12 protein-coding genes are annotated in these 13165 nt (G+C 64.5%); 3 read left to right on the top strand and 9 right to left on the bottom strand.

The genetic code is table 11. The features are described 5' to 3' along the window. Positions 1–1101 carry a sigma-54 interaction domain-containing protein gene (locus HWQ56_RS16195; protein ID WP_158158641.1) on the top strand — a complete coding sequence of 367 codons (1101 nt, stop codon included), beginning with the start codon at positions 1–3 and terminating at the stop codon, positions 1099–1101. Between the two features lie 44 nt (positions 1102–1145). Here HWQ56_RS16195 and HWQ56_RS16200 read toward each other — a convergent pair whose 3' ends face one another. The 4 genes from HWQ56_RS16200 to HWQ56_RS16210 form a co-directional block, all read right to left on the bottom strand. Then, positions 1146–1532, bottom strand: coding sequence for a glyoxalase superfamily protein (locus tag HWQ56_RS16200; RefSeq protein ID WP_158158642.1), 387 nt, complete (start codon positions 1530–1532; stop codon positions 1146–1148). Next, the gene (locus HWQ56_RS29270; protein ID WP_280634412.1) at positions 1519–1641 is read right to left on the bottom strand and encodes a hypothetical protein; all 123 of its coding nucleotides are present in this window, start codon (positions 1639–1641) and stop codon (positions 1519–1521) included. Before HWQ56_RS29270 ends, HWQ56_RS16200 begins: the two co-directional genes overlap by 14 nt. Beyond that, complete coding sequence (locus HWQ56_RS16205; RefSeq protein WP_176571147.1) at positions 1638–2516, bottom strand: pirin family protein; 879 nt, start codon at positions 2514–2516, stop codon at positions 1638–1640. Before HWQ56_RS16205 ends, HWQ56_RS29270 begins: the two co-directional genes overlap by 4 nt. Positions 2517–2822: 306 nt before the next feature. After that, positions 2823–5246: a glucose/quinate/shikimate family membrane-bound PQQ-dependent dehydrogenase gene (locus HWQ56_RS16210; RefSeq protein WP_176571148.1), complete on the bottom strand. Its 2424-nt coding sequence runs from the start codon at positions 5244–5246 to the stop codon at positions 2823–2825. 392 nt (positions 5247–5638) lie between these two features. Between HWQ56_RS16210 and HWQ56_RS29275 the strand changes: the two genes are divergently transcribed. After that, positions 5639–5770 (top strand): hypothetical protein, encoded by a 132-nt coding sequence (locus HWQ56_RS29275; protein ID WP_267903683.1) that lies wholly within the window; start codon positions 5639–5641, stop codon positions 5768–5770. 68 nt (positions 5771–5838) lie between these two features. Here HWQ56_RS29275 and HWQ56_RS16215 read toward each other — a convergent pair whose 3' ends face one another. The 5 genes from HWQ56_RS16215 to HWQ56_RS16235 form a co-directional block, all read right to left on the bottom strand. Next, a complete protein-coding gene (locus HWQ56_RS16215; protein WP_176571149.1) occupies positions 5839–6093 on the bottom strand; it encodes a hypothetical protein in 255 nt (84 codons plus the stop codon). A 117-nt stretch (positions 6094–6210) separates the two neighbouring features. After that, complete coding sequence (locus HWQ56_RS16220; protein WP_176571150.1) at positions 6211–7161, bottom strand: GlxA family transcriptional regulator; 951 nt, start codon at positions 7159–7161, stop codon at positions 6211–6213. 190 nt (positions 7162–7351) lie between these two features. After that, complete coding sequence (ycaC, locus tag HWQ56_RS16225; protein ID WP_158156775.1) at positions 7352–7984, bottom strand: isochorismate family cysteine hydrolase YcaC; 633 nt, start codon at positions 7982–7984, stop codon at positions 7352–7354. 35 nt (positions 7985–8019) lie between these two features. Continuing rightward, positions 8020–9858: an amidohydrolase gene (locus tag HWQ56_RS16230; RefSeq protein ID WP_158156777.1), complete on the bottom strand. Its 1839-nt coding sequence runs from the start codon at positions 9856–9858 to the stop codon at positions 8020–8022. A 169-nt stretch (positions 9859–10027) separates the two neighbouring features. After that, positions 10028–10930 (bottom strand): LysR family transcriptional regulator, encoded by a 903-nt coding sequence (locus HWQ56_RS16235; RefSeq protein WP_158156780.1) that lies wholly within the window; start codon positions 10928–10930, stop codon positions 10028–10030. Between the two features lie 130 nt (positions 10931–11060). Between HWQ56_RS16235 and HWQ56_RS16240 the strand changes: the two genes are divergently transcribed. Continuing rightward, positions 11061–12959, top strand: a complete 1899-nt coding sequence (locus HWQ56_RS16240) for a hypothetical protein (protein ID WP_176571151.1) — start codon at positions 11061–11063, stop codon at positions 12957–12959. Positions 12960–13165 lie beyond the last annotated feature (206 nt).

Genomic DNA, 13165 nt, shown 5'->3' on the forward strand with positions numbered 1-13165 from the left:
ATGCAGCTACTGACCTTGCCGCCCTCGCCCGCCCTTGCCACCTCGATCCGCGCCACCGCCCAGGTGTTCGAAGACCCCAAGTCCAAGGCGCTGCTGGCCCACCTGGAACAGATAGCCCCCAGCGAAGCCAGCGTGTTGATCATCGGTGAAACCGGCACCGGCAAGGAACTGGTCGCCCGCCACATCCACAACCTCAGCGGGCGCCGCAACCGCCCGTTCGTGGCGGTCAACTGCGGGGCGTTCTCCGAGTCGCTGGTGGAAGCCGAGCTGTTCGGCCATGAAAAGGGCGCCTTCACGGGCGCCCTCAGCGCCAAGGCCGGCTGGTTCGAGGAAGCCAACGGCGGCACGTTGTTCCTGGACGAGATTGGCGACCTGCCCATGGCCATTCAGGTCAAGCTGCTGCGGGTGTTGCAGGAACGGGAAGTGGTGCGCCTGGGGTCACGCAAGTCCATCCCCATCGACGTGCGGGTGCTGGCCGCCACCAACGTGCAACTGGAGCGGGCCATCAACGCCGGGCATTTTCGCGAAGACCTGTACTACCGGCTGGACGTGGTCAGCCTCGACCTGAGCCCGCTGCGCGACCGGCCCGGCGATATCCTGCCGCTGACCCGGCACTTCATCGACGCCTACAGTCAGCGCCTGGGCTACGGCGCCGTGACCCTGAGCGCGGCGGCGGAGCACAAACTGCGCAGCTACCAGTGGCCGGGCAACATCCGCGAACTGGAAAACGTCATCCACCACACGTTGCTGATCTGCCGTAACGGCGTGATCGAACCCGAAGACCTGCGTCTGTCGCACATGCGCATCGAACGGGCCGACGATAACCCGGCCACCGACGATTCGGCCGAAGCGCTGCTGGAACGCGCCTTCCAGAAACTCTTCGGCGAACAGGCCGGCGCCCTGCACGAAAAGGTCGAGGACGCACTGCTGCGCGCGGCCTACAAGTTCAGCCACTACAACCAGGTGCACACCGCCAACCTGCTGGGGTTGACCCGCAACGTCACCCGCACGCGGTTGATCAAGATCGGCGAACTGGCGGTGAACAAGCGCCGGCCCGGGGAAACCATCCAGCAGGACCGGGTGCTGCAGCTGTCGATCTGAGCGGCCCGCGCCGCGCCAGTCACACTGCTGCAATAACCCTGTACCTAGAGCGCGTTGGGCTCGCACAGCCGCAGGCGGTTGCCGAACGGGTCGGTCAGGGTCATCTGCCGCCCCCAGTCCAGGGCTTCGATGCCGGGCTTGAGGTAGCGGTACGAGTGGGCCTGCAACTCCCGGTGCAACGCCTCGACCCCGCTCATGGTCACGAATACAGTGGCACCCGGGCTGGCATCGCCATGGTGTTCACTCAAGTGCAAGGTCAGCCCGGCACGGGAAACCTGCAGGTACAGGGGAAAGTCGTCGCCGAAGCGGTGCTCCCAGTCGACCTGGAAGCCAAGAAAGTCCAGGTAGAACTCCCGCGCCTTGGCCACATCGAAAATGCGCAGCACCGGCGCGGTCTGGGTGAAGCTGACAACGGTTTCAGCAGGGTTCATGCACGGATCCTTGTGGTGGGTTGAGGGCGTTCAGGTAGGCGCAGAACATGTCTGCCATGGCCTCGGCGTGGTCATGGACCTCGGCGGCCGCGCCGTCGGGAAACGTCAAGCGCCGACTTCCAGCAACTTGCCATCGCCATTGAACTTGCCGGCCTGGTAATCGCGAATGGCCTGCTCGATTTCCCCACGCGTGTTCATCACGAACGGCCCGTGGGCGACGACCGGCTCATCAATGGGGTCGGCATGGCCGAACAGCAGCACGGCGTCGCTGCTGGCGCCGATCGCCAGGGTGTCGCCGTCATCGTTCACGGTCACCAGGTGCCACGGCTTGACCGCCGTGCCGCCGACGCTGACCTGGCCGCTGACCACGTAGAGGAACACACTGCGGCCCCTGGGCGCGGGCAATGACACCTGCGCGCCGGCCTGCAGGGTGACGGTGCTCATGAACACGCCAGTGAGCGAATGAATCGGCCCCGCACTGCCCTGGAACTCACCCGCGATCAGGTTGAGCAGCGCCTTGCCCTCGGCCAGGGGAATGGCCGGGATGCCATCGGCCTGCACGCCGCTGTAGCGCGGCGCGGTCATTTTCAAGCGCGATGGCAGGTTGACCCACAGTTGCAGAATCTCCAGCGGGCCGCCGCGCTGCTTGAAGCTCGGTGGCGACACCTCGGCGTGGATCAGGCCTGAACCGGCGGTCATCCACTGCACGCCACCGGCCTCGATCACACTTTCGTGGCCGCCGGTGTCGTAATGGGCCAGGTTGCCGGTGAGGATGAAGGTCACCGTCTCGAAGCCGCGGTGCGGGTGCGGGCCGAACGGCAGGCCATGGTTGTTCGGCGCGTACACCTGCGGGCCGTGGTGGTTGAGGAACAGGAACGGGTCGACCTGCTCCAGGCCTGGGCCTGGCACGGGGCGACGGGTCACCAGGTCGGCGATGTCATCACGGTAGGCCGGGTAGGTCGCGGCGACGGTGCGGCTGCTCATGGGTGTGCCTCGGGCATGCAAAAAAAAGGAAATGGTACCCGCTGTGACCGCCAGTGTCTTCGCCCCCTGGTGGGACAGTGCGTCCCATTGCATGCGCGCAGCGGACAATAAAAAGGTGCTTCGCGGATTACTGGGAAATTATCGCGCCACTGCAGATCTATAGTGAGCAAACAGAGCGGACCAGGTGATCTCACTGGCATAACTGGGCGGAAATGGATGTGGGACCGGGCTTGCCCGGGACTTCGAAGACCCATAAAAAAACCCGCTGCCACCCAGAGGGCGACAGCGGGTTTTCAGGCGAGCGTCTTACTTGCTGTCAGGCAGCGCGTAAGCGATCACGTAGTCGCCACGGTCAGGCGACTGGCGAGCACCGCCAGCGGTGATGACCACGTACTGCTTGCCGGTCTTCGGCGAGACGAAGGTCATCGGGCCACCCTGGCTGCCGACGGGCAGACGGGCTTTCCAGGCTTCTTCGCCAGTTGCCGAGTTGTAGGCGCGCAGGTAGTAGTCCTGCGTACCGGCGATGAACACCAGGCCGCCTTGGGTGGACAAGGTACCGCCCAGGGTCGGCATGCCGATCGGCATCGACAGACCCATCTTGATACCCATTGGACCGGTGTCCTTCACGGTACCGACCGGCACCTGCCAGGCGATCTTCTGGGTCTTCATGTCGATGGCCGTCAGCGTACCGAACGGTGGCGCCTGGCAAGGAATGCCGGCTACCGACAGGAAGCGGTTCTTGTTCACGGCGTATGGGGTGCCCTTGAGCGGTACAGCACCCATGCCGGTGTTCAGGGCTTCACCGCCCGACGAGGCTTTGGCATCTTTCTGCTGCGGCACCATCTGGCTCCACAGGCCCAGACGCATGTCGTTGACGAAGATGAAACCATGGACCGGGTCGGTCGACAGGCTGCCCCAGTTCATGCCGCCCAGGGAACCTGGGAAGCTCAGGGAAATGTCGGTACCTGGCGCGGTGTACAGGCCGTCGTAGCGCATTTTCTTGAACTGGATACGGCACAGCATCTGGTCGAACGGCGTGGCACCCCACATGTCCGATTCAGTCAGGGTCTGCGCGCCGATCTGCGGCATGCCGACCGATTTCGGCTGAGTCGGGGAGTACGGTTCGTTCGGGATGTCGGACTTCTTGACCGGTACTTCTTCAACCTTGGTCAGCGGCTGGCCAGTGTGGCGGTCCAGCACGTAGATCTGGCCGGCCTTGGTGCCGATCACCATGGCCGGAACCTTGGTGCCGTCAGGCTTGGCGAAGTCAGTCAGGGTTGGCTGCATCGGCAGGTCGAAGTCCCACAGGTCGTTGTGGACGGTCTGGTAGACCCACTTCTCTTCACCGGTGGTAGCGTTCAAGGCCAGTACCGAGGCACCGTACTTGTGGTTCAGGGCGGTGCGCTCTACACCGTAGATGTCGGTGGACGAGCTGCCCATCGGCAGGAACACGGTGTTCATGCTTGGGTCGTAGGACATCGGCGCCCAACTGTTCGGCGTACTGCGCACATAGGTGCTGCCGTCGGCAGGGGCTTTCTTGTCTTCAGGGTTGCCCGGGTCGAAGGCCCAGCGCATGGCGCCGGTCACCACGTCGAAACCACGGATCACGCCGCCCGGCATGTCGGTCTGGACGTTGTCGGCCACGCGGCCGCCGACCACTACGGTGGTACCGGCCATCAGCGGTGCCGAGGACAGTTGGTAGTAGGAGTCAGGTACGTTGCCCAGGCCGGCTTTCAGGTCGATCTGACCGTTGTTGCCGAAGTCCTTGCAGTATTCGCCAGTGTCGGCGTCAACGGCAATCAGGCGCGCGTCGATGGTGTTGGTCAGCAGGCGACGCTGGCACATGGCGCCAGGGGCGACCGAGACCGCGGCGGCCGGGGTGCTGCCGTCGGTAGGTGCGGCGACCGGCGTGGTGGCGTCGAAGTACGCCAGGCCACGGCAACGCTGCCAGACCTTGCTCTGGGCGTGCACGTCACGCTTCCACAGCTCTTTGCCGGTGTCGGCGTCCAGGGCGATGATGTTGTTGTGCGGGGTGCAGATGAACACCTTGTCGCCAACCTGCAGCGGGGTGTCTTGGTCTTCCGCGCCGTTGCCGTCGCTGATGGCCACATCACCGGTGTGGTAGGTCCAGGCCGGGGTCAGCTTGGAAACGTTGCCACGGTTGATCTGGTCCAGGGCGGCGAAGCGGCTGCCCCCTTCGTCGTTACCGTAGTGTTTCCAGTCTTTCTGGGCGTGGGCAGGGTCGACCTTGGTCAGGCCCGGGCCGTCGCCAGTCGGGGAAACGGTGTCATGCGGGATGAACATGCCATAGGCGCCACCGGCCACGGCAATCGCCAGCAGCACGGCCAGGGCGTAACCGCCGTTGCCAGGCACCAGGCCATTGGCCTTGCGCAGGGTCGGGTAGACCAGCGCCACCACCAGGCTCAGCACGCCCAGGGCGAACAGGCGCGAAACCTGCGGCCAGAAGACCAGGCCAGCATCGGCCACGGACCAGATCACCGACAGAATCATGACCAAGGCGAACAGCCAGGCACCGGCCAGACGTTGTTTGAACAGCAGTACGGAGGAAACCAGCATGCCCAGGCCAGCCAGTACGAAGTACCAGCTGCCGCCCAGGGACGCCAGGTAACCACCTAGGCCGGTGTACAGCAAGGCAAAAACCAGCGTGCCGAGGCCGGCCAGCCACATGGGCCAACGGGCGACGGACGCCGAATGTGTGTTGTTAGTCATATTGTGCATGATCCTACTGACGCATGAACGTTGTGGGGAAGTTTTCAGAATAGTAAAGGTCACGGCTTTCGTTGCCGTTTATCACCCCTCTTATCGACGAAGGCGCGCAACGCCGCAGGCCACTCGCCGACAAGAAGACACGCCAGGATGTCGGGCAGACCCCCTGAACGCAATTAACTAATCAGTTAGTTACTAGATGTAATCATACCAAAAAATGCCGCCCCTGCGACAAGTTGTCATTCGAATGCGCAAGAAACACTGTTGCCAAGGCGGTAACAATAGAGGCACGTGAGTGACGTGCTGGAACCGTCTGAAACATCATGAAACGATGAACTGATTGGCCTATTGCCAGCTGGCCGGTTCAATGGGGTCTTTTTCCCAGGGAGATCCTCATGCCAACCAGCCAACTCATTCTGCTCGTGCTCATCGGTGTTGTAGCCATGGCCTGGGGCGCTCACCTGGACCTGAAAAACCGCCGCAAGGAGAAGGCCGAGCGCCAGGCCGCCGAACGGCGCGAAGCGTGAGGCCGTGACCGGTAACCCTTAGTCGCACTCGCCTGGAGCCGGGTACTGGCGTGCCCGACACGATACGTTCAATGACCCGGCAAACGCCCCAGCAGCGCTGCCAGTTCTCGCCAGGGGTACTCGTCGCGCCGGGCACAACAGCCTGGGCGATGCACGAAAGCCGCGCACGGCTGCGTGGCCGACTGGTACGCCTGGCACTGGGTGCACACCACCTGGCCGCCTTGCACGGCCCAGCGAAAGGTCCAGCTGGCCAGGCGGTCGCCAGGGCTCATGCTGTTGCGCAGCGCATGCGCGATTTCTTCCATTACCCCCATGTCGCTCATGGTTCGCCCTGCCTGTCAGATGTCCTACCTCACCTATCTTGACAAACATTTGTATCCGGCGGAGCACAATGCGGGGCCCGGAACGGCCAAGGGAGTGTCCAATCCGGCCATGGCGGCCTAATTGAATTGTTCGCGGTACTGCGCCGGCGTCCGCCCCAGCCGCTCACTGAACAGCAGGCGCATATGCCGCACACTGCCAAACCCGCTTTTGAAGGCGACCGTCTTGAGCGGTAGCTCGGTGCTTTCCAGCAGGTGGCGGGCGCGATCGATACGGGCGTTCTGAATGAACGCCATGGGGGTCATCTGTACGTCGCGGGTGAATACCCGGCTCAGGTGGCGGGGGCTCATGGCGGCCACCTCGGCCAGCCGTTCGATGGTCAACGGCTGCTCCAGGTTCTCCAGGACAAAATGCTGCACACGCGTGACCGGCGAATCCTGGGCCGCCACTTCCGCCACCAGCGGGCTGAACTGGGCCTGGTCGCCCTGGCGCCGCATGATCACCAGCAGCACCTTGGCCACGTCCAATGCCACTTTGCGGCCATGGTCCTGGGCCACCACCGACAACGCCAGGTCGATGCCTGCGGTGACACCGCCCGAGGAAATCAGCTTGCGGTCGTGAATGTAGATATCTTCGGTTCCCACCAGCGCCTTGGGGAACGCCTTGGTCAACCGTTCGGTGTAATGCCAGTGAGTGGTGACACGGTGGTCGTCCAGCAGGCCGGCATGGCCGAGGATGAACGCACCCGTGCAGATCGAGCCGTAGTGTTGCACCCGCTGGGCCGCGGCCTGCAACCACGTCACCAGGGCGGCATGCTGCTGGTTGTAGGCGCCGGGGCCACCGGGTACCAGCAGCAAGTCGATGGCGCCGCTGGCGTCTTCAATGCCGTGGTCGGCCAGCACCGTGATACCGCTGGAGGCGCGCACGCTGCGCTGGGGGCTGGCGTACGTGGAAATCTGGTAATGCTGGCAGGGCGCCAGGTAGCGGTTGGCGATGGAAAACACTTCCACAGGGCCGGCCATGTCCAGCAGGAGAAAATCGGGGTACAGCATGATCGCAACGTGTTTCATGTCCAGGGCCTTGCCGGGTTTCCTGCTGGCGACAGTACCCTGTCCGGCAGGAATGGCAAGCGTTTGCATCGCATGCGCCGCCTGTGGGACCGGGCGACGCTCGGGAAAAGAACACCGCGCACCTTGGCAATGACGCGGCGATCGTTTCCCGAACTTCGCCCGGTCCCACAGGCGCTAAGCAGCCCGGGAATCAGTGGCTATTGGTCAACGCCACGTAGCTGTTCATCAGGTTGCGGTAGTTGGGCAGGCGCTGGGACAGCAGGTTGCCCAGGCCTTCGATGTCGTTGCGCCAGTCGCGGTGCAGTTCGCAGGCCACGGCGAACCAGTTCATCAGCTGGGCGCCGGCGGCGGTCATGCGCGCCCAGGCCGCTTGTTGCACGGTCTCGTTGAAGGTCCCCGAGGCATCGGTGACCACGAACACGTCAAAGCCTTCGGCCAGCGCCGACAAGGTCGGGAATGCCACGCACACGTCGGTCACCACACCGGCGATGATCAGTTGCTTGCGGCCGGTGGCCTTGATCGCCTGGACGAAGTCGGCGTTGTCCCAGGCATTGATCTGGCCGGGACGTGGAATGTACGGCGCGTCGGGGAACATTTCCTTGAGTTCTGGCACCAGCGGGCCGTTGGGGCCTTTCTCGAAGCTGGTGGTGAGAATGGTCGGCAGGTTGAAGAACTTGGCGCAATCGGCCAGGGCCAGCACGTTGTTCTTGAACTCGTTGGGCGAGAAATCCTGTACCAGCGAGATCAGGCCGGTCTGGTGGTCAACCAGCAGTACCACGGCGTCGTCTTTGTTCAAGCGGTTGTAGACGGGTGCGTTGCTCATTGCGGACTCCTGCGATCGAATGGGACTTGGGTGGGTTAAAACGAGAAGCACGAACAGCCGAACGCTCCCCAGAAACCCTGGAAGTCGCTGACCGGCGCGCTGCTGTGGCGCGCCCGTTCATGGCTGTGGGAATGCACGGCACACGGGCCGCTGCAGTGGTGAACCTGTTGCGCCAGGGGCGCCTGGGGCCGCCAATGGCCCGGCACCTTGGCCACCGGCGACCATTCCGGTACCACCGGCAGGCTGGGCGGCGCCAGGTCGGAAAACTCGGCGGCGGCGTGCACCACCTGGCCGCCGACCACGGTCAACACCGACTCCAGCCACTTGATGGCTTCTTCCTCGACGCTGAAGTAGTCCGCCGAAAGCGCCACCACATCCGCCAGTTGGCCGATCTTGATCTGGCCCTTGTTGCCCTGCTCCGACGAGAACCAGGCGCTGCCGTGGGTGAACAGTTCCAGGGCGACGTCCCGCGACAGGCCCTCGGGGTGCAAGGCCAGGCCGCCAACGGTGCGGCCGCTGACCATCCAGTACAACGAGGTCCATGGATTGTAGCTGGACACCCGCGTGGCGTCGGTGCCGGCGCCCACCGGTACGCCCTCGGCCAACATGCGCTTGATCGGCGGGGTGGCCTCGGCGGCCTTGGCGCCGTATCGGTCGACAAAGTATTCACCCTGGAAGGCCATGCGATCCTGCACCGCGATACCGCCATTCAGGGCGCGCACCCGCTCGATGTTCTGCGGGCTGATGGTCTCGGCGTGGTCGAAAAACCACGGCAGGTTGTTGAACGGAATGTCACGGTTGACCTTCTCGAACACATCGAGCATGCGCGAGATGGACTCGTCGTAGGTGGCATGCAGGCGGAACGGCCAACGCTGCTCTACCAGGTGGCGCACCACCGGTTCCAGTTCCTGTTCCATGGTCTGCGGCAGGTCGGGGCGCGGTTCCAGAAAGTCTTCGAAATCGGCGGCAGAGAACACCAGCATTTCGCCGGCGCCATTGTGGCGCAGGTAATCGTCACCCTGGTGCAGGGTGACGCTGGAGGTCCAGTGCTTGAAGTCGGCCAATTCTTCCTTGGGCTTCTGGGTGAACAGGTTATAGGCGATACGCACGGTCAACTGCTGCTTGGCCGCCAGCTCGTTGATCACTTCATAGTCGTCGGGATAGTTCTGAAAGCCGCCGCCAGCATCGATGACGCTGGTCAGGCCCAGGCGGTTGAGTTCACGCATGAACTGCCGGGTCGAGTTGACCTGGTATTCCAGCGGCAACTTGGGCCCCTTGGCCAGGGTGGCATAGAGGATCATGGCGTTGGGCCGGGCGATCAGCATGCCGGTGGGATCGCCATTGGCATCGCGCTGAATCTCGCCACCGGGCGGGTTCGGCGTGTCGCGGGTATACCCCACCACCCGCAGCGCCGCGCGGTTGAGCAAGGCGCGGTCGTACAGGTGCAGCACGAACACCGGCGTGTCGGGCGCCGCCTGGTTCAGTTCCTGCAGGGTGGGCATGCGCTTTTCGGCGAACTGGAATTCGTTCCAGCCGCCCACCACGCGCACCCACTGGGGCGACGGCGTGCGGTCGGCCTGGTCTTTGAGCATGCGCAAGGCGTCGGCCACCGACGGCACGCCTTCCCAGCGCAGCTCCAGGTTGTAGTTCAGGCCACCGCGGATCAAGTGCAGGTGCGAGTCATTGAGGCCCGGAATCAGGGTCCGGCCCTTGAGGTCTATCAGCCGCGTGGCGTCGCCGCGAAAGGCCATGGCCTGGGCATCGCTGCCCACGGCCACGAAGCGACCGTCACGAATGGCCACGGCGCTGGCGGTGGGGTTCTGGCGGTCGACGGTGTGGAACTTGCCATTGAAGAGGATCAGTTCGGCGTTCATTGCGGCTCCTGGTTGGGTGGGCGGCAGATGGTGGGAAACGATCATGCCCGGAAGGCGGGCCGGAGGATTGGATGGACGTGCTGTGTTTGGGATGGGTGTGCGGTGGGTTGCGGGATGGGTTGCACGGCGCGCCAGAAGCCCCAGGCCAGGCCCCTCAAGCGCAATGCTCCTACCCTCCCATCGCCCGGCTGATATGCGCCCGCAACCACCGTTCCGCCGGGTCATTGTCATGCACCCCGCTCCAGACCATCGACAGCTCCGCCGGCACGATGGGGAATGGCGGCTCATCGGCACGCAATGCGCCGTCCTCGATCAATGCGCAGGCGGCATAGTCCGGTACGGTGGCGATCAGGTCGCTGCCCTTGAGCAGCGCTCGCAGGCCATGGAACTGCGGCACCCCCAGTACCACCCGGCGGGTGCGACCGACCTTGGCCAGGTCCAGGTCGATGTTGCCGCTCAGGTCGCCGGAAAACGACACCATGGCGTGGGGCCTGTCACAATAGTCATCCAGGGTCAGGGCACCGGGTTCACGGTCGCCGCGCAGTACCTTGCAGCCAATGTCGCGCAGTTTGCGCCGCTTGGCGTTGGCCGGCAGGTCGGTGGTGTAGCTGACCCCCACGGAAATTTCGCCACTGGCCAGCATGGCCGGCAGCAACAGGTAATTGGCGCGGCGCACCACGATGATGACACCCGGGGCCTCCTGGCGCAGTTGCGCCAGCAGCGGTGGGAACAGGCCGAATTCGGCGTCATCCGACAGGCCGATACGGAACGTGGCGCAGCTGGTGCCGGGGTCGAAGTCCTTGGCCCGGCTGACCGCGCCGGAAATGGTGTCCAGCGCCGGGCGCAGTTCTTCCAGGATCGCCAGCGCGCGCAGCGTCGGTTCCATGGTGCGGCCATTGCGGATCAGCAGCGGGTCGTCGAACAGATCGCGCAGGCGGCCCAGGGCCGCGCTGACGGCGGGCTGGCCGATGAAGTGTTTTTCGGCCACCCGGGTCAGGTTGCGTTCGAACATCAGCGCTTCGAAGAGCACCAGCAGGTTCATGTCGACATGGCGCAAGTCGTTGCGGTTCATCGGGCGGGCTCCTTCGGCTCGGGTAGCGGCGGGCTCATAGTGAAGCACAGCAACGCGAAACAATTTAGCACCCGCGTGCTTTTTCCCAGTGTGCGATCATTGCCCACCGAATACGGCCCGACCCTGCCCCATGACCCGACCCCACTGGTACCTGCCCCTGGCTGATGAGTTCTGCGAACACCTGGCAGATGGCTCCCCGCTCGAGCCCGCCAGCCTGCCCGCACACGCCACGGCTGCCCTGCTCTTCGTGCTGCAACTGCCCAAGCTCGCCGTGCGCAAACCCCTGGAGATGCAGCGCCAGTTCGCCAACCTGCTGAACTTCCCGGCCCAGACGCTGAGCGCGACGCTGGTCAAGGCGTTCGACCCCACGGCACTGGCCGCCGGGCTGGCCCAGGCCAAGGCGCTGAACATCGGTTTGCTGGACAGCGCCACCGTCGCGTTGCGGCCGTTCCTGCACGCCGATGGCCGTTGGGACTTCGGTTTTCCCGAGCGCCACTGGCAGGCCGGCGGTGCCCTGCAGCACGACCACCAGCGCCCCGGCGGCCTGGTGATTCGCCTCAGCGACCACCAGTTGCGCCTGGTGCAGACCATCCGCGAAAACCGTGAGGACTCCATCGAGGCTCAGGCCCATGCCGGTACCGGCAAGACCTTCGTGCTGGGCGAGGTGCTGGCGTTGATGCCCCAGGGCAAATGCCTGTTTCTGGCCGACACCGAACTGAAACTGGAAACCATCCGCGCGCGTTTCGGCAACCGGGTATGGACGTCTACCTTCAAGCAACTGGCCGAGCGTTTCCTGGCCGGCGGCGACAAACACCTTCAGGCGCAACTCAACGCCGCCGCGGCGCGCTCGGTGTCCTATGCGGCCATTGCCGAGCTGGCAGGGCTGGGTGACATCGGCAATCGCAAACCCCCTCAGGTAGCGGCCCTGTGCTGGCGGGTGGTGGCGAAATTCTGCGCCAGCAACGACCGCCAGATCACCACCCGGCACATTCCCCAGGACCAGCTCCCCTGGCTGAGTGCTGCCCACCAGCAGTTGCTGGCCCTGGCCGCCCAGCAACTGTGGTTCAGGATGACCCGCCCCGACCCCGAGCAACAGCCGCTACCCGTGCGTGGCTACCACCGGGTCAAGCAGATGGTGCTCGCCGGGCACCGCCTCTCCGAGCAGATCAAGACCGTGATCATCGACGAGGGCCATGACCTCACCGCGCCCATGGTCGAATTCCTCGACCAGTCACCCCAAACGGTCATCACCCTGGGGGACCGCTTCCAGAACCTGCAGGGCTGGTCGGTTTCCCACGCCGCCACCATCCGCCACAGTGAAATGTCGCTGTCGCTGCGGTGCGGGCCGCAGTTGATGGATTACGTCAACCCGCTGATCGCCGCTTTTCCCGGCGCCAGCGCCCTGCCCTTCGTCGCGGACAAAGCCCGGGAAACCGTGGTGCGCCACTACCCGCCCCAGCAGTTCCCGGACCAGCCGGCGGTGATGCTGGTGGCGGATGAATGGGGGCTGTTCGACTGGCTGGTGCGCAGCCGCGAGACCGACCAGGGGGCAGCGGTGATCGATTGGAACGGCGAATTCGAGTCGTTCCTGGACGGCTGCCTGGGGCTGTACAAAGGCGACCAGCCACCGCGCCACGGGGCCATCGCCCGCTACCGGACCTGGGAGCAGCTGCGCGCGGTGATGGGCTGGAACGAGGCCTTCGTGCGGGTGGAACAGTGGCTGGAACGCGTGGGCACACGCATTGGCGTGTCGGGCCTGTACCAGGGCGCTACCCTGGCGGAGTTCGCCGGGGGCGCCCCAGGCCGGCCACTGCTGGCCACGGTGTTCACGGCCAAGAACTTCGAGCTGTCGAGCCTGGCCATTTCCGAAGACCTGTACTACTTTTCGGACCTGCGTGGCGCTACGGCCTTGTCGCGCAAACTGGCGTTGCTGTACACGGCCATCACCCGCGCCAGCGGCCAGGTGTATGTTCCCGACACCCACCAGGAACGCCTGGACACCCTGCTGGCCGCCAGCCGCGCAACCTGAGTGCAACGGACCGGGCCGCGCCTGTAGCCCAGTCCCATGCGGCGCCGACGAGGCCGGGTCCACTGCCAAGCGACCCGGCGACCTCCAGATATCGCACAACCGTCCGGTAATCGCACCAATTCACCATTTGCCACTCTCCCCCGCGCCCGATTTGCGGCAGGCTATAGCCAGGACGACAAATACCTTTCACAAGGTGGCTGGCGTCA

This window comes from Pseudomonas eucalypticola, assembly GCF_013374995.1.
GTDB classification, from domain to species: Bacteria; Pseudomonadota; Gammaproteobacteria; order Pseudomonadales; family Pseudomonadaceae; genus Aquipseudomonas; species Aquipseudomonas eucalypticola.